General features: G+C 61.5%; 18 protein-coding genes. 7 read left to right on the top strand and 11 right to left on the bottom strand.

Annotated features, from left to right (window positions below; translation table 11 throughout):
* Window positions 1–24: 24 nt before the first annotated feature.
* Window positions 25–489, bottom strand: a complete 465-nt coding sequence (locus FHT82_RS26230; RefSeq protein WP_183735627.1) for a DUF1579 domain-containing protein — start codon at window positions 487–489, stop codon at window positions 25–27.
* A gap of 77 nt (window positions 490–566) precedes the next feature.
* A complete protein-coding gene (locus FHT82_RS26225; protein ID WP_183735626.1) occupies window positions 567–1,307 on the bottom strand; it encodes a thioredoxin family protein in 741 nt (246 codons plus the stop codon).
* An 89-nt stretch (window positions 1,308–1,396) separates the two neighbouring features.
* Here FHT82_RS26225 and FHT82_RS26220 point away from each other — a divergent pair, with 89 nt between their 5' ends.
* From FHT82_RS26220 to FHT82_RS26210, 3 genes are all read left to right on the top strand, one after another.
* Window positions 1,397–1,843 carry a MarR family winged helix-turn-helix transcriptional regulator gene (locus tag FHT82_RS26220; RefSeq protein ID WP_183735625.1) on the top strand — a complete coding sequence of 149 codons (447 nt, stop codon included), beginning with the start codon at window positions 1,397–1,399 and terminating at the stop codon, window positions 1,841–1,843.
* A gap of 112 nt (window positions 1,844–1,955) precedes the next feature.
* Window positions 1,956–2,363, top strand: coding sequence for a MerR family transcriptional regulator (locus FHT82_RS26215; protein WP_183735624.1), 408 nt, complete (start codon window positions 1,956–1,958; stop codon window positions 2,361–2,363).
* Window positions 2,332–3,321 (top strand): aldo/keto reductase, encoded by a 990-nt coding sequence (locus tag FHT82_RS26210; RefSeq protein WP_183735766.1) that lies wholly within the window; start codon window positions 2,332–2,334, stop codon window positions 3,319–3,321. Before FHT82_RS26215 ends, FHT82_RS26210 begins: the two co-directional genes overlap by 32 nt.
* Window positions 3,322–3,416: 95 nt before the next feature.
* On the opposite strand, the gene FHT82_RS26205 is transcribed toward FHT82_RS26210, so the two are convergent.
* A complete protein-coding gene (locus FHT82_RS26205) occupies window positions 3,417–3,839 on the bottom strand; it encodes an organic hydroperoxide resistance protein (RefSeq protein WP_183735623.1) in 423 nt (140 codons plus the stop codon).
* 128 nt (window positions 3,840–3,967) lie between these two features.
* On the opposite strand from FHT82_RS26205, the gene FHT82_RS26200 reads away from it, so the two are divergent.
* On the top strand, window positions 3,968–4,444 hold the full coding sequence (locus FHT82_RS26200) for a MarR family transcriptional regulator (protein WP_183735622.1): 477 nt from the start codon (window positions 3,968–3,970) through the stop codon (window positions 4,442–4,444).
* A 61-nt stretch (window positions 4,445–4,505) separates the two neighbouring features.
* Here the strand turns inward: FHT82_RS26200 and FHT82_RS26195 are convergent, their stop codons facing one another.
* Window positions 4,506–5,906 carry an MFS transporter gene (locus FHT82_RS26195; RefSeq protein ID WP_183735621.1) on the bottom strand — a complete coding sequence of 467 codons (1,401 nt, stop codon included), beginning with the start codon at window positions 5,904–5,906 and terminating at the stop codon, window positions 4,506–4,508.
* Window positions 5,907–6,029: 123 nt separating this feature from the next.
* On the opposite strand from FHT82_RS26195, the gene FHT82_RS26190 reads away from it, so the two are divergent.
* A complete protein-coding gene (locus FHT82_RS26190; protein ID WP_183735620.1) occupies window positions 6,030–6,992 on the top strand; it encodes a LysR family transcriptional regulator in 963 nt (320 codons plus the stop codon).
* A gap of 228 nt (window positions 6,993–7,220) precedes the next feature.
* Here the strand turns inward: FHT82_RS26190 and FHT82_RS26185 are convergent, their stop codons facing one another.
* The 5 genes from FHT82_RS26185 to FHT82_RS26165 form a co-directional block, all read right to left on the bottom strand.
* Window positions 7,221–7,946, bottom strand: coding sequence for a L,D-transpeptidase (locus FHT82_RS26185; protein ID WP_183735619.1), 726 nt, complete (start codon window positions 7,944–7,946; stop codon window positions 7,221–7,223).
* A 273-nt stretch (window positions 7,947–8,219) separates the two neighbouring features.
* The gene (locus FHT82_RS26180; RefSeq protein WP_183735618.1) at window positions 8,220–9,032 is read right to left on the bottom strand and encodes a L,D-transpeptidase; all 813 of its coding nucleotides are present in this window, start codon (window positions 9,030–9,032) and stop codon (window positions 8,220–8,222) included.
* A 127-nt stretch (window positions 9,033–9,159) separates the two neighbouring features.
* Entirely contained in the window at window positions 9,160–10,083 is a 924-nt protein-coding gene (locus FHT82_RS26175; RefSeq protein ID WP_183735617.1) for an alpha/beta fold hydrolase, read from the bottom strand.
* A gap of 115 nt (window positions 10,084–10,198) precedes the next feature.
* A complete protein-coding gene (locus FHT82_RS26170) occupies window positions 10,199–11,824 on the bottom strand; it encodes a cisplatin damage response ATP-dependent DNA ligase (protein ID WP_183735616.1) in 1,626 nt (541 codons plus the stop codon).
* 229 nt (window positions 11,825–12,053) lie between these two features.
* Complete coding sequence (locus FHT82_RS26165) at window positions 12,054–13,064, bottom strand: ligase-associated DNA damage response exonuclease (RefSeq protein WP_183735615.1); 1,011 nt, start codon at window positions 13,062–13,064, stop codon at window positions 12,054–12,056.
* Between the two features lie 158 nt (window positions 13,065–13,222).
* On the opposite strand from FHT82_RS26165, the gene FHT82_RS26160 reads away from it, so the two are divergent.
* A complete protein-coding gene (locus FHT82_RS26160; RefSeq protein WP_183735614.1) occupies window positions 13,223–13,819 on the top strand; it encodes a DUF922 domain-containing protein in 597 nt (198 codons plus the stop codon).
* Window positions 13,820–13,824: 5 nt separating this feature from the next.
* Here the strand turns inward: FHT82_RS26160 and FHT82_RS26155 are convergent, their stop codons facing one another.
* Entirely contained in the window at window positions 13,825–14,391 is a 567-nt protein-coding gene (locus FHT82_RS26155; protein WP_183735613.1) for a dienelactone hydrolase family protein, read from the bottom strand.
* Window positions 14,392–14,531: 140 nt separating this feature from the next.
* On the opposite strand from FHT82_RS26155, the gene FHT82_RS26150 reads away from it, so the two are divergent.
* Entirely contained in the window at window positions 14,532–15,503 is a 972-nt protein-coding gene (locus FHT82_RS26150) for a glycerophosphodiester phosphodiesterase family protein (RefSeq protein ID WP_183735765.1), read from the top strand.
* Here FHT82_RS26150 and FHT82_RS26145 read toward each other — a convergent pair whose 3' ends face one another.
* Entirely contained in the window at window positions 15,504–17,801 is a 2,298-nt protein-coding gene (locus FHT82_RS26145) for an EAL domain-containing protein (protein WP_183735612.1), read from the bottom strand. It abuts the gene before it with no gap.
* Window positions 17,802–17,967: the final 166 nt, after the last annotated feature.

Raw genomic sequence — 17,967 nt, 5'->3', positions numbered from 1 at the left:
AGTCTTGAAATTTGCCAGGCGATTTCAGCCCTTTCGGGTATATCTGGCTTCCATGAACTGCTTCCAAGAGCCGTCAGGCTCACGGGTGCTCGATGTGAAGGTTCTCGTGATGTCATCGAGGAAGGTGATCTGCTCGCGATAGTCGGCAAGGCCGCTGCCGTCGAAGGCCGGCCCCTTTGTATAGAGCGACAGGACATTGCCTGACGGCTCGACCTCGCCTTCATAAGTCCACATGTAATCCATCATGGAGCCGATCCAGCTGCCGACATATTTACCCTTGCTCGGGTCGTAGCCAAGCGTGAGTATCGTCGTCGCCTGTTTGCCATCGGTCATTTCGCCGCTGCCTTCAGCGACGAACCAGATACCCTGCAGGGACCGAACGGTCTCTTCCCAGGGCTTCTGACCGGTCATGTCCGGGGCATTGACGGTCCATCGACCGACCATTCTCTCCAGAAAACTATGCTCCTTCAGCACTTCTGCAGTCTTCATCGTCCTTCTCCTCCGGATGATGGGTGGCTGACTAGATGCCTCATGCAATTCCGGACGCAAAAGCGGCTGGAATTGCGTTAGTGGCAGGATGAGGCTTGAGGGGCTTCCTCATATTCATCGTGGCGTTTTACGAAATCCATGGTCGAATCTTCGTTGCGGCCCTTGGGCGCGTGATCCAGGATCATCAGCGTACCGAGGATTTCTTCCGCGCCGCGGGCATAGCTCGAATAGGTATGGAACACTTCGCCCTTCTCATTCCGGTAAAAGGCCGAAAGTCCGGGCAGCTCATCATTGGCGTCAGAGGGCGCTATTGGAGAGAAGTTATAAAAGACCTTGTCTTTGGCAAGGTCCTCAGGCGTGAAAGATACGTGATAATCGAAGTTGAAATCGCTGCCGAAGGACGAAACCCAAGGGAAATTCCAGCCCATGCGCTTCTTGTAGGCCTCGATCTTGGCGAGCGGCGCACGGGCGACGGCAACAAGGGTCACGTCGTGGTGGTTGAGGTGGGGCAGCGTGCCGTCAAGATGATCGGCGAGGAATGAGCAGCCGGGGCAACCGGCCTCCCATTCGGGGCCGAACATGAAGTGATAGACCATCAGCTGGCTGCGGCCATCGAAAAGGTCGGCGAGCGATTTCGGCCCTTGCGGCGTGTCGAACATATAGTTCTTGTCGACTTTCACCCAGGGCAAAGCCATGCGCTCGGCATTCACCTTGTCTCTCAGATGGGTCGCCTCTTTCTCTCTCAGGAGCAAAGCTCGGCGGGCTTCGAGCCATTCCTCGCGGGAAACGACGGGATTTTGAGTCATCTTGTTCAACATGGTCTGCGCCCTCCTCCGGCGCGCCGGTATTTTCCGGCAGATAGTCTCCTCTTCTTGACTAAATACATTGATATCAATAGAAATAGACCATGTCAAACTCGATCGCGATTCCTTTTTCCACAACGCTTCTGGTGCGGGACACGTGCCTGTGCCTGCATGTTCAACGCGCCGCCCGTGCGCTCGCAAGGCTGTTCGACGACGCGCTGCGGCCCGTCGGCCTTACCAACGGCCAGTTCTCCCTGCTGATGTCACTGAACCGACCGGAGCCGCCGCCGATGGGTCCCGTCGCAAGCCTGCTCGCCATGGACCAGACGACACTGACCGCGGCACTGAAGCCACTGCAGCGCAGGGGCTTCGTCGATGTGGTGCCGAACCCGAGGGATCGGCGCGGCCGTCTGCTCTGCCTGACGGATGATGGGCGGGCGGCACTAAAAGAGGCGCTGCCGATCTGGGAAAGCACGCACGCGGCACTGGAAGCAAAACTGCCGAATGGCGATGCGGATGGGCTGAGGCGCGACCTGCTGCACCTGGCGTGATCCTGCAAAGCCGGGAATCTGACGACTGCAAAATCAGCCACAAAAAGCCTCTTGACTTAGAGTGCACTCGAAGCCGTAGCTTCCTTGGCGTCGTGACGAGAACAGGTGTCTCATGAAGATCAGTGACCTCGCGAAACGGTGCGGTCTGTCGGCTCATACGCTGCGTTACTACGAGCGTATCGGCCTGCTGCCCTATGCTGATCGCGACCGATCCGGACAACGCGACTACGACGCTTCCATCCTTTCCTGGATCGAGTTTGTCGGCCGTCTGAAGACGACGGGCATGCCGATCCGCGACATGCTGCTTTACGCAAAGCTTGCCGACAAGGGGAAAGCCACTTTCAGCGAGCGTCGAGAGATGCTCGAAGAGCATCGTGAGCGTGTCCGGGTCCATTTGGCCGATCTCGAAGCCTGCCTTCGCGTCCTCGACGGCAAAATCGCCTCTTATGCGGAGGCGGAAGAAAGGATGAGAGATGACAAACGGAACATTGCAGACACGCCGGCTCGGGCAAGGACTTGAGGTCGGATCGATCGGCCTCGGCTGCATGGGCATGAGTTGGGCCTATGGCGCAACGGAAGCGGACAGGGGCGAGGCGATTGCGACGATCCATCATGCGCTCGATCGCGGCGTAACTCTGCTCGATACCGCCGATGTCTACGGCCCGCATACCAACGAAGAGCTTGTGGGGGAAGCGATCAGAGGCAGGCGTGAGCAGGTTGTGCTTGCGACCAAGTTCGGCATTATACGCGGATTGGAAGCAATACCTGGCACCCAGACAGTCAACGGGCGGCCCGACTATGCCAAGGCCTCCTGCGAAGGGTCCTTACGGCGCCTCGGCGTCGACCACATCGACCTCTATTATCTCCACCGCGTCGACCCCAACACCCCGATCGAGGAAACGGTCGGCGCGATGAAGGAGCTCGTCGAAGCCGGCAAGGTCAGGCATATCGGCCTGTCGGAAGCCAGCCCTGAAACGATCCGCCGGGCGCATGCCGTGCATCCCGTCACGGCTGTCCAAAGCGAATATTCGCTCTGGTCGCGCGATCCTGAAGGTGGCGTGCTGCAGACGCTGCGCGAACTCGGGATCGGGCTCGTCGCCTATTCGCCGCTTGGGCGCGGCTTCCTGTCGGGCGCGATCCGGTCCGTCGACGATCTTGCGCCTGACGACTACAGGCGGAACTCGCCGCGATTCATGGGTGACAATTTCGAGCGCAATCTCGAACTGGTCGGCGTGGTCGAAGAGATTGCGCGCCGCAAGGGCGTGACACCGGCGCAGCTGGCGCTTGCCTGGGCGATGGCACAGAGCGAACATATCGTGCCGATCCCCGGCACCCGCCGCCGCAGCCGGCTGGACGAAAATCTCGGAGCGGCCGCCATCGATCTGACGGCACAGGATCTCGAGGAAATTGCCAGGACCCTGCCCCGCGCTGTTGGAGATCGCTACGGCGAAATGGGCATGCGCGAAGTCAACGGATGAACATCCTGACAGTACGAAGTCTTCTCCCCGGCATCCGGGGAGAAGACAGGACATTGTCGCGGCATCAGCGCGTCAGGTCGAGCGCTGCAAGATGATCAGGCAACCGTGACCGGAACTTCGGTCGAGGTGCGCATGGCGTGGCTGTAAGGGCAGACGATATGGGCGGCCGCAGCGAGCTTTTCGGCGGTGGCCTTATCGACACCCGGGATGTTGACCGTCAGCGCAACGTCGATGCCGAAGCCGCCGCCATCTTCACGCGGGCCGATGCCGACGGTTGCGGAAACCGTTGTTTCCTCGGGAATCTTGACCTTTTCCTTGCCGGCCACAAATTTCAAAGCACCGAGGAAGCAGGCCGAATAGCCGGCTGCGAAGAGCTGTTCGGGATTGGTGCCGGTTGCGCCGTCGCCGCCGAGTTCCTTCGGCACGGTCAGCGTGACGTCGAGAACACCGTTTTCAGAAACGGCGCGGCCTGCGCGGCCACCGGTGGCGGAAGCTTTGGTCGTGTAGAGAATAGGCATGACAATCTCCTTTGGTTGGCCCTGTTCGATCGGGTTGGATTTCTATTATTGCACAATTAAATTGTACGCAAGTGAATTTTGCAAATTGCATTCGGAATCTGAAAGGAGGAGAATGAAGACCTCCAGGGATGGCAGACATGAAGGCGAGAACGGCGAAAGTGATGGAAATACCGGAAGAGGAAAAGCGGCTGGAGAAGCAGCTCTGTTTCGCGGTCTACGCGACGGCGCATGCTTTCACCCGTGCCTACAAGCCCATACTCGACAGGGTGGGCCTCACCTATCCGCAATATATCGTCATGCTGGTGCTTTGGGAAAAGGCCGAACTGCCGGTCAAAACGATCGGCGAACAGCTCGATCTCGATTCCGGCACGCTCTCCCCCCTTCTCAAGCGGCTGGAGCAGAACGGCCTCATCAAGCGCCTCCGCGATTCCCGTGACGAACGGCAGGTCATCGTGTCGCTGACGCCGAAGGGTCAGTCGATGAAGGGCGAGATCAATACGATCATGTCTTCTATCGGCGAGGCGATCGGCTGTACGCTGGAGGAAATGGCCGCCATGCGCGACATGCTGCACCGGCTGCGGGGCAATCTCAACGCCAGCATATAGGCGGAGACGGATTACAGCCTGAAACAGACTGCCCGCGCCTGATAGGCGCGGGCAATTTGCGCTATTCCGCTGCCTGATAGGCCTGCTGGCGAACCGTAGCGGTCTTCGGGCCGACAGCGGCAAGCAGGGTAATCAGGATCGCCAGCAGCGCCACGAAGACGATGCCGCCGACATAGGGATCCCAGCCGAAGTGCGGGGCCGCAGCAAAGATCGCGGAAGCCGCCGCCAGCACGACGCCGCCGCCGATCTGGAAGGAAACAAAGAGCAGACCGGAAGCAAGACCCGACTTGTCCTCCTCGACATCGGAGAGCGCGGCGACCTGGATTGCCGGATAGGTCATGGCATAACCGACACCGAGCGGGATCTGGTTGAGGGCAACCAGAATGATCGGATCGATATGGCCGACCAGCGCCACCCAGAGGATGTAGCTCGTGGCCTGCAGGCCGACGCCGACCGCCATCAGGCCCGTCGTGCCGCGGTTCTGCGCCACCGTGGCAAAACGTGGCGCGAGGAACATGACGCAGACGCCGCCGAAGGCGAAGCAGAAGCCGGTGGCGAAGGCCGACCAGCCGATGACATCCTGATAGTAGAGCGTTGCGATGAACTGGAAGCCGACATAGGCCCCCTGGAACAGCGCGGCAATCGCATTGGCATGGCTGAGCTTTGCCCTGCGGAAGATATGCAGCGGCACCATGGGATCGGCATGGCGCGATTCCACGATCAGGAAGAGTGCGATCAGTACCACGGAGGCGACGAGCGACCCCCAGGTGAAAAAGTCATGCCAGCCGGCAGCCGCGGCATTGGTGATGCCGAAGACGAAGAGCAGCAGGCCGGGGGTGATTGTCAGCGCGCCGGCCCAATCGAAATGCTTGCGCCCCTCGCCGCGGCGCTCATCCGCAGGCAGGACGAAGGGAGCGATCGCAAGTGTGAGGATCGCGACCGGGGCGCCCATGACAAGCGTCGCCCGCCAGCTGACGATGGTGGCCGCGCCGCCGAGCACCATGCCGAGCACGAAGCCGGTGGCCCCCGTCGAGGCGAAGACGCCGAGCGCCTTTGCCCTTTTCTCGCCTTCACCGAAGACGGAGAGCAACAGGGCGAGCGCCGCCGGTGCCGTGAAAGCGGCGGCGATGCCCTTTACCAGACGGGCGGCGATCAGGGTCGGGCCGCTATCGACGAAACCGCCGGCGATGCTGGCGGCCGCGAAGATGCCGAGCGACCAGAGGAAGACGCGGCGGTGGCCGAAAAGGTCGGCGACGCGGCCGCCGAGCAGCAGGAAGCCGCCATAACCCAGCACATAGGCACTGACAGCCCATTGAAGCGAGGTTGCCGGCATACCAAGTTCGGTCTGGATCGCAGGCAGGGCGACCCCGATGGTGGACACATCCATGGCGTCAAGGAAGTTCGCAGCGCAGAGCAGCAGCAACGCCAGGCTGGCTCCGCGTGAAGATGGGGAATTGGACATCAATCTCAGTTCCTTCTTTGCTGCCGCTCTTGCCGGGAGGCTGGCCGGCGGCAGGGAACGAGAAAATGTACAGCTTCCAACCCTATTGCAAATTGATAGTACCCATGTCAGGTATTACTGATAATGATGAATGACGCTATCCTTCGCAAAATCGATCTCAACCTTCTGCTCGCCTTTTCAGTGCTGATGCAGGAGCGCAATGTCAGCCGTGCAGCCGAACGGCTGCTGCTCGGCCAGCCCGGGCTTTCCGCCGCGCTCAAGCGGCTGCGCGAGGCGCTGGATGACGAGCTGTTCGTGCGCGTCGGCCGCGGCCTGCAGCCGACGGCGCGGGCGCTGGCCATCGCACCGGCGATCGAGGATGCGCTGTCCGGCATCGAACGGGCGATCCGCCCGCCCACTGGCTTCGATCCGTCAACCTGGCAGGGTGAATTCCGCGTCGGCATGTGCGACAATCTAGAGACGGCCTTTTTCGGCCCTCTCGTCGCGCGGCTGCGTCAGCTTGCACCCGGTGCGCGGCTCGTCGGCATTGCCGCCGACAAGCGCGACGCCGCTCAGATGCTCGATGACGGTGCTTTCGAATTCAGCATCTCCGTTCACGGCGAACCGGCTTCCTGGCATATCCGCAAGCCGCTTTTCGAGCAGTGCTCGATCGCCATCTACGATCCGCAGCAATTGAAGCTGAAGCCGCCGATCAGCGTCGAGGATTTTATCGCCGCGCCGCATATCGCCATCTCCTTCCTCGGCAACGCCAGCACGGCGCTCGATGCTGCGCTCAACAAGGTTGGCCTGAGCCGGAATGTGGTGGCGACGGTTCCCCGCTATTCGGCCGTGCCGCCGGCATTGAGAGCCATGCCGTCGATCGCCGTCGTGCCGGAATCGCTCGGCCGTTGCATGGCGCAGCTTCATAATCTCGAGGTGTCGATGCCACCGATCGAGCTGCCGGCTGACCCGGTGTCGATGCTGTATCGGCGAGTGGACAGGGCGGACGAGCGGGCGGCCTGGTTTCGGCGGTTGTTTGTCGAGGTGGCGGATGCGGCGCTGCTTGCTTCGGGGTGCAAGGCGGGGATTTGCGCTGAGGCGGCTTGAGAATACTTCAAATGGAAAAGGAAAACCGCCCGATCGGGCGGTTTTTTGTTTTGGCTTGGCACCCCTCCAGCCCTTCGCCTGGGCTCAGGGCGTTCGTCGTTACAATCGATTCACTGGATCGATTGTTGCCGCTGCGCGGCATCACTCCGGCCCGGCGCTTTCGCTTCGGGCGTTCGTCACTGCAATCGATTCACTGGATCGATTGCTCGGGCTTCGCCCGACCGCTCCTCACTGCCAAACAACAACAGGGGTTTTGTTGGGGACGCGATCGTAGAGGTCGATGATGTCTTGGTTCAGCAGGCGCACGCAGCCCGAAGAGACGGCCTTGCCGATGGAGCGCCATTCGGGATTGCCGTGCAGGCGGTAGAGCGTATCTTCGCCGTTGGAGAAGATATATAGAGCGCGCGCACCGAGCGGATTCAAGAGGCCTGGCTCCATGCCACCACGCTCGATCGAGTATTTCGCAAGCTCCGGCTGGCGGGCAACCATCTCATTCGGCGGCTTCCAGCGCGGCCATTTCTGCTTCCACTGGATCACACCGTTACCCGACCATGCAAAACCTTCGCGGCCGATGCCGACGCCGTAGCGCATCGCCATGCCGCCGGGCTGGACGAGATAGAGGAAACGCGAGGGCGTATCGACGACAATGGTGCCGGGCGGCTGGCCTGTCGGATCCACGACCTGCTGGCGATAGTAGCGCGGATCGATCTGCTGGTAGGGAACGGCGGGGATGAGGAAGCCGCCGTCTTCGATTGGACCGTACATGACGGCAAGTTCTGCTTCACCGGGCACGCTCGTCGTCTGGAACGGGCGGAAAGGAGAGCGGTAGCTGATCTGCATGCCGCCATTTTCGACCGTATTCGACGTGGAGGCACAGCCTGCCAGCGCGGAAGCCGCTGTCAAAGCCGAAAAGGAAAGAAAGCTACGACGGGAGAGAGGTTTATCGAGGCTCATGACGCGGGACTGATTTCCTTCGTGATGCGGGGCTTGCAATAACGCAGCTCACCCCTGATTCGTCCAATGCCGAAATCTGCTACAGCGCCGCGCGCCTTCAGACGCGCAAAGGACGCTGCAGCACTTTAAATTGCTCATAATTTTATCCTTAAAGCGATTCCGATTTAAGGAATTATGCCAGGGAAAAATCTATCGGCTTAAACTAAATAAACCATAGCATCACGCAGACGTGTCCAGCCGCGGGCAGACGATCTCGCCTGCCCTGTTGCAGCCCTACATCACAACGATCTCGGACTTGGCCGGAACGCGGTCGTAGAGGTCCACTACATCCTGATTGAGCATGCGCACGCAACCGGAAGAGACAGCCTTACCGATGGACTGCCAGTCGGGCGTGCCGTGGATGCGATAGAGGGTGTCCTGGCCGTTCTTGAAAATATACATGGCGCGGGCGCCGAGGGGATTTGCAAGGCCCGGATTCATGCCGCCATTTTCCGCAGAGAAGGGACGAACTTCCGGCTGGCGGGAGACCATTTCGACCGGCGGTGTCCAGCGTGGCCACTTCTGCTTCCACTGGATGACGCCGCGGCCCTTCCAGCCGAAGCCCTCGCGGCCGAGGCCGACACCGTAGCGCATGGCCTTGCCATTGCCTTCGACGAAATAGAGGAAGCGGTCCTGCGTATCGACAACGATCGTGCCGGGGCGTTCGTTGGTCTGGTAATCGACCTCCTGGCGCAGATATTCCGGACGGATGCGAGTGGCGGGGATGGCCGGCAGCGTGAAATCGCCGTCCCTAACCTGGCCGTACATGCCCATATCGAGGCGCAGCGGGTTGCTGACCGGCAGGCCGTAGGTCTGGTTGAACTGCGTCTGATAGAGTTCGCGCGTATGCGGCACCGGCTGATCGGGAAGGGGCTTGACGCGACGCGGATCGACACCCGGCGGCTCGTAGAAGACCGGCGAAGTTTCCAGCACGAAGCGCGCCGGGGAATCAGCTGCGACATCCGGAACGAGAATGTTGCAGCCGCTAAGCGACGTTGCGGCAGCAACGAGCCCGGCAAACGGGAAAGCCCGGCGCAGAAAATTCATGAAACCATCCTCATCAGCGATAACAGAGACAGCATTATCTGCCCGCAGGATGGCATTCGCGGCTGGCGCGAGGCTGGCGGCCGAAGGTGAAATCGACCGAAAAAGCCTGACCCGCATCCGGCAGCTATCAGGCGGCCACACCGTGAAAGAACTGGATGCTTTGCGCGATCTCGGCCGGCAGCGCCGAGGTGTGGTTGCCGGCGACCGTATCGGCTTCGATCTGCGTACCCGCCGCACGGGCACGCGAGACGAGCAGATCGGCGCGATCGTTGAAGTGGGACTCTTCCTTGCCGTGCAGCACGTGCACCGGGCATTTGAAGCTGTGCGCGTAGCAAAGCGCCGTGCGCACCTCGAATTCATGCGCGTTGGAATCGTCGAAGCGGATGTCTTCGGGATAGCGGTTGAAGAAGCGGAAGGCATCTGCGTTGCCTGAAATCGGCACGGCGGCCCGAAAATGATGCGTACTCATAGCCGTCAGCATGGTCAGCGTGCCGCCGACGCTGTGACCGGCGATGAACAGGCGCTCGGGATCGACGCCCGGCAGATGGCGCAGACGCTCGGCCGCCGCGAGCACGTCGTCCACCTCGTCGTAAAAGCCGGAGAAATTGCCCATCTGGCCGTTTTCGCCGCGCACGGACGGCATCATCACGACATAGCCGGCATCCATGTAAGGCTTCACGAGCTGCCAGTGGCCGATGCCCATGGCATTGCCGCCATGGAGGAAGAGGATGCCGGGCTTGGGCTTTCGTTCGCGCTTGTACTTCGAAACCCAGGCGGTCAGTTCCAATTCGCCGCCGTAGCCGGAGCGATAGAAGATGCGGTCGGCATCGGCCGGTGCTGTCAGCGGCTCGTATTTGTCCGGCGCCGGCCCCTTCTGCAGCAGCTTGGTGCGGAAGTGGCGGCGAACGCCGGCATAATCATGCTTGGCGAGCCTCGGAACGTCGGGCACATCGAAGGCATTCGCAAGGCTTGGCAGCAAAAGAGAACCGGCCATGCCTGCAAGCAGGCCGCGGCGTTGACGGAAAAAGGCATTTCGTTCTTGCGAGCTCATACGCGGCACCCATCATTTCCCCGGCTCAAAAAATCTGCACCGGAAGAGCGCTGCCGCCAATACACATGCTGTTGAAAACGGCGGGCCTGCGTCATTGTTGCGCAGGCAGATGCCATCAACCCGCCTTGGCGTCGATCATAGCAATGAGGGTGCGCAGGCGATCGGCCTCGTAGGAGGGCTTGTCGGGGCGCAATCTCGCGATGCGGGGAAAGCGCATGGCGACGCCTGACTTGTGACGAGTGGATCGATTGATTCCCTCGAAGGCAACTTCCACCACGAAGCCGAATTCCTTATCCGCCCGCACTGCCCTGACCGGACCGAAGCGTTCCGTCGTATTGTTGCGCACGAACTTGTCCAGCACTTCGAGCTCAGCATCGGTAAAGCCGAAATAAGCCTTGCCGACGGGAACAAGCTGCTCGCCGTCCTCGTCGTCCGCCCAGACGCCGAAAGTGAAATCCGAATAATAGCTGGAGCGCTTGCCGTGGCCGCGCTGGGCATACATCAGCACGGCATCGACGTTGTAAGGGTTGCGCTTCCACTTGAACCACGGCCCCTTCATGCGGCCAGCCTGATAGATGCTGTCGCGGCGCTTGATCATCACGCCTTCGATGACGGGATCGGGCGGGGCGGCGCGCAGATCGTCCAGCTCCTCCCAGGTCGAGAACGGCACCAGCGGCGACAGGTCGAAGCGGTCATGGGGCGCGCGATCGATGACGTCGGAGAGCCGCCCGCGGCGCTCGATATAGCTGTTGCCGCGCACATCCTGCTCGCCGTCGAACAGCATGTCGTAGGCGCGGATGAAGGCGGGATATTCCTCCAGCATCCTTGAGGTGACCGTCTTGCGATTGAGACGCTGCTGCAGATCGGAGAAGGTGCGGGTCGGACTGTTGGAACGCGCCGTACCGCCGACCAGCAATTCGCCGTCGATGACGCCGGAAAAGCTGATCGATTCCAGGATATCCGGAAAGGCACCAGAGATGTCGTCGCCGGAACGGGAGTAGATCCTGCGCGTCTCGCCGGAGCGGGACAGCTGGACGCGGATGCCGTCCCATTTCCACTCGGCGGCATAATCGGCAGGGTGGAGGGTACCCAGATCGCCCTCTTCTACCGGATTGGCAAGCATGACGGAATGGAAGATGGCGGGCGTGGCGAGCACCGGCTTTTCTTCTCCGCCTTCCAGCCATTTGAACAGGCTTTCATAGGGCGGCTGCAGGCCATGCCAGAGGGTCTCGATCTCGGTGACGTCCCTGCCGCCGAGATCGGCGAGCGCCTGCTTGGCGAGACGGGCGGAAACGCCGATACGCAGCGCCCCGGTCGCCAGCTTGATGAAGGCGAAGCGGCCGGAGGAATCGAGCCGGTCGAGCAGGTCGCGCACGAAGCTGCGCACCTCCGTACGGCCGAGCGAATTCATTTTGACGACCACTTCGCCGAGGCGCGGTTGGGCGAGTGCGGAGCGGTCAATATCGCGCTCATTGTCCCAGACCAGCGAGATCGTTTCGGCAAGGTCGCCGACATAGTCATAGGAATAGTGAAAGAGCACCTCGTCCATGCGCTCCAGCACCAGCTCGCGCAGCATGGCGGGCTTGACGTTGCGCACCTCCAGCGTGCCGGCAATGACGGCAAGGCCGTAGCCGCGGTCTGGGTCCGGCGTGTCGCGGAAATAGTCGGTCAGCAGCTTCAGCTTGCCGTTGCGGCTGGGAGTGAGGACCAGGCGGTCGAGGAGGTCGGCGAAGGCTTTCATGCTGAGCCTCCATCCCTTCTCCCCCGCGGGGAGAAGGTGGCCCGAAGGGTCGGATGAGGGGGCCTCCAGCGCCGAATGTGAATTGTTCGTGTGACAGATAGCTCTTGCCGTGCGGCCCCCTCATCCGGCTGCCGCCACCTTCTCCCCGCTGGGGAGAAGGGATGTTTGGTCGGCCGCTCGCTAAACTTTGCGATTCGTGGTGAGGGGTTTTCGGCGACAAACTCCATCCTCAATCCCCCTCATCCTCATAGCCCACCAGATGCAGCGGCTTGGCCTTGATGCCCTGCAGCTCGCACCAGCGGACCAGCGCCTCCTCGCGGCCGTGGGTGACCCAGACCTCCTGCGGGGCGAGCTCGGTGATCGTCTCGGTCAGTTCCGGCCAGTCGCAATGATCGGAGATGACGAGCGGCAGTTCGACGCCGAGCTGCTTGGCGCGCTGGCGCACCATCATCCAGCCGGACGCGAAGGACGGCAGCGGATCGTTGAAGCGGCGTGCCCAGCGGTCGGCAAAAGCCGAGGATGGGCCAACGACGACGGCGCCCTTGAAGGCGGACTTGTCGCGGCTTTCGATCGTCGCCGGAAGGAGTTCGCCGAGATCGATGCCCTGGCTGATATAATAGTCGCAGAGCCGTTCCATGGCGCCGTGGATATAGATCGGCTCGCCATAACCGGTATCGCGCAGCAGGCGGATGACGCGCTGCGCCTTGCCGAGCGCATAGGCGCCGACGAGGTGCGTGCGTTCGGGAAACTGGCGCAGCGAGGCGAGAAGCTTGCCGGTCTCGTCGATCGGATCGGGATGGTGGAAGACCGGCAGGCCGAAGGTCGCCTCGGTGATGAAGACATCGCAGGGTACCGGCACATAGGCCTCGCAGGTCGGATCCGGGCGACGCTTGTAATCGCCTGATACGACGATGCGCGTGCCGTTCTTCTCGATGGCGATCTGCGCCGAGCCGAGCACATGACCGGCGGGATGAAAACTCACCTTCACGCCGTTGACGACGAGTTCCTCCCCGAAAGCGACCGGCTGTTCGCTGGCTGAGAAGCCGTCACCACAGCGGATGCGCATGATGTCGAGCGTCTGGCGGGTGGCGAGCACATTCATATGGCCCGGACGGGCATGGTCGGAATGGCCGTGGGTGATCAGCGCCCGCTCCACCGGCCGCACCGGATCGACGTAGAAGCCGCCTTCCGGACAATAGAGCCCCTCGGGGGCGGGATAGAGCAGCGCGTCTGGTCTCATGACAGCAAAGATAGTGGGAAATGCGTTTTGCGCCAGAGGGATACACGGTGCCAAATTTTAGCCGTGAAGGCGGGCCATGCCGCCCTCCGTCCATTGCATCCGCCCACAAGCCTCGTTAGCTTCGCCCGCGCAGCAGCAGGGAAGCGAATGAGAGACGCATGCGGACTGTTATCGAATACGGACTACTGGCGCTCGGGTTGATGCTGCCTGCCGCGGCCGCGGCAACCGACTGGCAGCCGAGCGAAGAGGTGAAGGCTTATGCGATCACCGGCCGCACCGGCATGGAACTCTACCGGTCCATCGGCGAACGCGGGCCGCAGGCCGGGCCGGGACGGGTCATCGCGCATACGACTTTCAAGCTGACTTGGACGCGCAAATACGAACAGCAGGGCAGTGCCTGCACGCTCACCTTCGCGAGACCGAAGCTCACCATCATCTACACGCTGCCGAAAGCGCCGAATGACCTCCCAGCGGCCACCAAGGCAAGCTGGGAGAGCTTCATCGCTGGCGTGCGCACCCATGAGCGCTGGCATGGCGAGACGATCATCGAAATGGTCAAGGAGATCGAGACGCTGAGCAACGGCTTCTCCGTGCCCGACGATCCCGGCTGCAAGAAGATCAGGCCCGAGCTGACGGTGCGGCTTGGAGAGCTCTCCAACAAACAGCGCCAGCGCGGCCGGGATTTCGACCGCGTGGAGATGAGCGAGGGCGGCAACATTCAGCAGCTCATCCTGAAGCTGGTGAACGGTCCCTGACAGGTTCAGAGCACGGCGAGAAAAGCGTCGACGCGGCTCCAGGTGGCATCCGCCGCCTTTGCATCGTAATCGGGCAGCGACGGATCGGTGTAGAGATGACCGACGCCGGGATAGAGAAAGACCTCCAGGCCGATATTGGCTCTTGCAGCATGCGCGCGCCATGCCGCCACTTCATCTGCCGGCTCGAAATCGTCGGGGTCTGCCAGATGGACCTGAACGGGAATGCCTTCGCGCGCATTGGCCGGAATCTCCGCGATACTGTGCAGCAGGAGCATGCCCGATGTCTGCGGTCGGCTCGACCAGAGGCTTGCGGCAATGCCCACCCCCATGGAGAAGCCGCCGAGGACGGCCGATGCCGGCAGGTCGGCAACCGCCTTTTCGGCCCGCTTGCAAAGTTCGGCCCAGCCGATCTCCTTGCGAATAGAGAAACCTTCCTCGATCGTCTGCCCTACCCTGCCGCCGTAGAGATCGGGTGTCACAACCTGATGGCCGGCCGCGCGCAGACGGGCCGCGGCATCCCGTTCAAGGGACCGAAATCCGTAGACCGAGTGAAAAAGTGCAATCGCTGCCATCACTATCTCCCTCTTTTGTGGGCTCAACATAGGGTTTCTGCAACGTGAAGGCGAGACTTAGCCGATAAATGCCGCAAATGAGCCAAAGAACCACCGGAATCGCTTTCTAGGCATTTGCCGGCGCACGACCGGAGGGGATGATGGGACAGAAGCTCAAATATGCAGGCGTGGCGGTTCTCGCCTTTGCCGCCGCAGTTTATCTCAACAATACCAGCTTTTTAGCCGAACATCGCGAGAGCAAGCCACTGCTTCTGGCGCATCGCGGCATCGCCCAGCGTTTCGACGAGACGGACCTCAAGAACGACACCTGCACGGCCGCGCGCATGCTGCCGCCGAAGCACGATTATCTGGAGAATACGATCCGCTCCATACAGGCGGGTTTCGATGCCGGTGCCGACGTGGTGGAGGTCGACGTGCATCCGACCACCGACGGGCAGTTCGCCGTTTTCCATGACTGGACGCTCGATTGCCGCACGGATGGGCATGGCGTCACGCGCGAACACTCCATGGCCGAGATGAAGACACTCGACATCGGTTATGGCTATACGGCCGATGGCGGCAAGAGTTTCCCTTTCCGTGGCAAAGGCGTCGGTCAGATGCCGACCCTTGACGAGGTGCTTTCCGCCTTTCCGGACAAACATCTGCTCATCAATGTGAAGAGCCGCGCCCCCTCAGAGGGCGAAAAGCTCGCGGCCGTGCTGAACGGCCTGCCGGTTGAGCGGCGCGCCAGGATCATCGTCTATGGCGGCAACGAGCCGATCGACCGGCTCCGGCAATTGGCGCCCGATATCCGCACGGCTTCGCGCGCCAGCCTGATGGGCTGCCTCACCGGCTATATCGGCTATGGCTGGACGGGTCTTCTGCCTGACGATTGCAAGAATGTGATGATGCTGGTGCCGATCAATTATGCGCCCTGGCTGTGGGGCTGGCCGGACAGGTTCCTGAACCGCATGCAGGACGCAAATACGCAGGTCTTCGTCATCGGCCCCTATCACGGCGGCGGCTTTTCGACGGGCATAGACAATGCCGAACGCCTCGCGCAACTGCCTGACAACTATTCCGGCGGCATATGGACAAACGAGATCGAGACGATCGCCGATCTGGTGAAGTGATCAGGCGCCGCGCGCCAGCAGCATGACGACGATTTCTTCCGGCGCCACGGGCTTGGAGAAGCGGTAACCCTGCGCCTCCTCGCATCTGGCATGACGCAGGAAATCCAGCTGCGCGTCGGTTTCCACGCCTTCGGCGAGCACCGAGAGCTTCAGCGTCTGGGCGAGCGAAATGACGGCCGACGCAATGGCGACGGCGGTCTTATCGGCAGGCAGAGCCTCGACCAGCGAGCGGTCCATCTTCAACCGATCGAAGGGGAAGGTCTTCAGCGCGGCAAGCGAGGAATAGCCGGAGCCGAAATCGTCGATCGACAGACGCACCCCAAGCGCACGCAGCGACAGCATGATGGAGAGCGCACGGGCGGCATCCTGCATGATGACGCTTTCGGTCACCTCCAGCTCCAGCCAGCGCGCATTGAGCCGATGAGTGTCGATCGCCTCTGCCACGTGGGAGGCAAAATCGGGATCGGCGAACTGCTTGGGCGAGACATTGACGGCAATGGTCAGCGGCGTCAGGCCCATGTCCTGCCAGGCGCGAGCCTGGCGACAGGCCTCGTTCAACACCCAGAGGCCGAGCGGCACGATGAGGCCGGTCTCCTCGGCGAGCGGGATGAAATTCATGGGCGGTATCATGCCCTTGGTCGGATGGTTCCAGCGCACTAGGGCTTCGAGACCGGTGACGCGGCCGGTCGCGACATCGACCTGCGGCTGGTAGAGCAGGAAAAGCTGGTTGGCAACGATCGCCTGGCGCAGTTCCTCCTGTTCGCTGAGCGGCAGGTCGACGGCATTACTCACGACGCCGTCGTGATATTGCAGCGTGTTGCGGCCAAGCTGCTTGGCACGGTACATGGCGCGGTCGGCATTGGCGAGCAATTCGTCGGGCGTCGCACCATCCCATGGGAAGGCGGCAACGCCGATGCTCGAAGTGACGGCGATCTCACCAACTTCGGAGCGGACAGGCTTGGAAATCGCCTTCTGCAGCTCGCGCAGACGCCGCATGATGCCGGCATCATGGCTGGACTGATGGACGAGCACGACGAGGAATTCATCGCCGCCGAGGCGCACGACCATATCGGAGGCGCGCACGCAGTTCGCCATGCGGGCAGCCGTCTCCTTGAGCACCTCATCGCCGGCGGCGTGGCCGCTCGTGTCGTTGATCTCCTTGAAATTGTCGAGATCGATGTAGGCAACGGTGACCTTGCGGTTGTTGCGCCGGGCCTGATCGAGGATCTTCGCCATGCGCTCCTTCAGGAAGGCGCGGTTCGGCAGGCCCGTCAGATCGTCGTGATGGGCCATGAAATGAATGCGGTCATCGACACGCTTACGTTCCACGGCAATGCCGGCGATATGGGTGGCGAGCGCCACCAGCTTCATCTCCTGCTCTGTCGGACGCCGAGGCTCTTTCGAATAGAGCGCGAACGTGCCGAGCACATTTTTCTGCGAGGTGCAGATCGGCGTCGACCAGCAGGAGCGGAAGCCGAACTGGCTGACCATCGCCCGGAAATCCTCCCAGAGCGGATCGGCCATGACGTCCTCGACGATGATGGTTTCGCCACGCCAGGCTGCCGTGCCACAGGAGCCGACTTTCGGACCGATGGCGACGCCATCGATCATCCGGCTGTAGGCGCCGGGCAAATTGGGAGCCGCGCCGTGGTAAAGCCGTGTGCCCTCGCTGTCGAGCAGCAGCACAGAGCCGGAAATGCCGGTCATCTGGCGCTCGATCATCAGCACCAGTGCTTCGAGGATCATCGGCAAGGGTTCGTTGCGGGCGATCATTTCCAGCAGGTTCGCCTGGCCGCGATAGAGCTCCTCCTGCCGCTTGCGCTCGGTAATATCGCGAGACACGCCGATGAGGCCGACGACCTCGCCGCGATCGTTGCGCAACGGTATCTTGGAGGTCAGGCGACACATGGTGCCGCCATCCGGCATCGGCACGAGTTCTTCCATGTCGATGCGAGGCTCTCCGCCCGACATGATCTCTTGCTCGACATCGAAACACCGGCGGGCCGTCTCAAAATCGAACAGGTCGAAGTCACGCTTACCGGCGATCTCGGCAGCGTTCTCCAGCCCATGACTGCGCGCCACGACAGCATTGGCGAAGACGAAGCGGCTGTCGCGGTCCTTGACGTAAAGAAAATCGGGAAGCTCGTGGACGATCGCCTTGAGGCGGAGGTTCTCTATGCCTTCGGAAAGATGATGGGCAGTCGCCACCATCATTGCCTCCGTGGCAGCTACGATACGTTGTGTCTCGGCACTGAAGCTATCACCAGATTCCCAACGCCGGGCACCCATTCCTTTCATGACGCTGTTTTCTCCCGGTAACCGCAGGCCTATCCACAATAATCACAATTGAAACCGCTTTCTAAAATAACGAGCATTTCCTTCGGGGTGCTTAAATGGAAAGGTGAACAAGACGACAATATTTTTGGGGTTTCTCTTGCTACTCGACCGACGGTTATTCTGCTGT

Origin of the sequence: Rhizobium sp. BK275, assembly GCF_014193555.1 — a bacterium.
GTDB lineage: Bacteria > Pseudomonadota > Alphaproteobacteria > Rhizobiales > Rhizobiaceae > Rhizobium.
The sequence above is the reverse complement of the archived record's forward strand: the minus strand, read 5'-3'. Positions and strand labels throughout refer to the sequence as shown.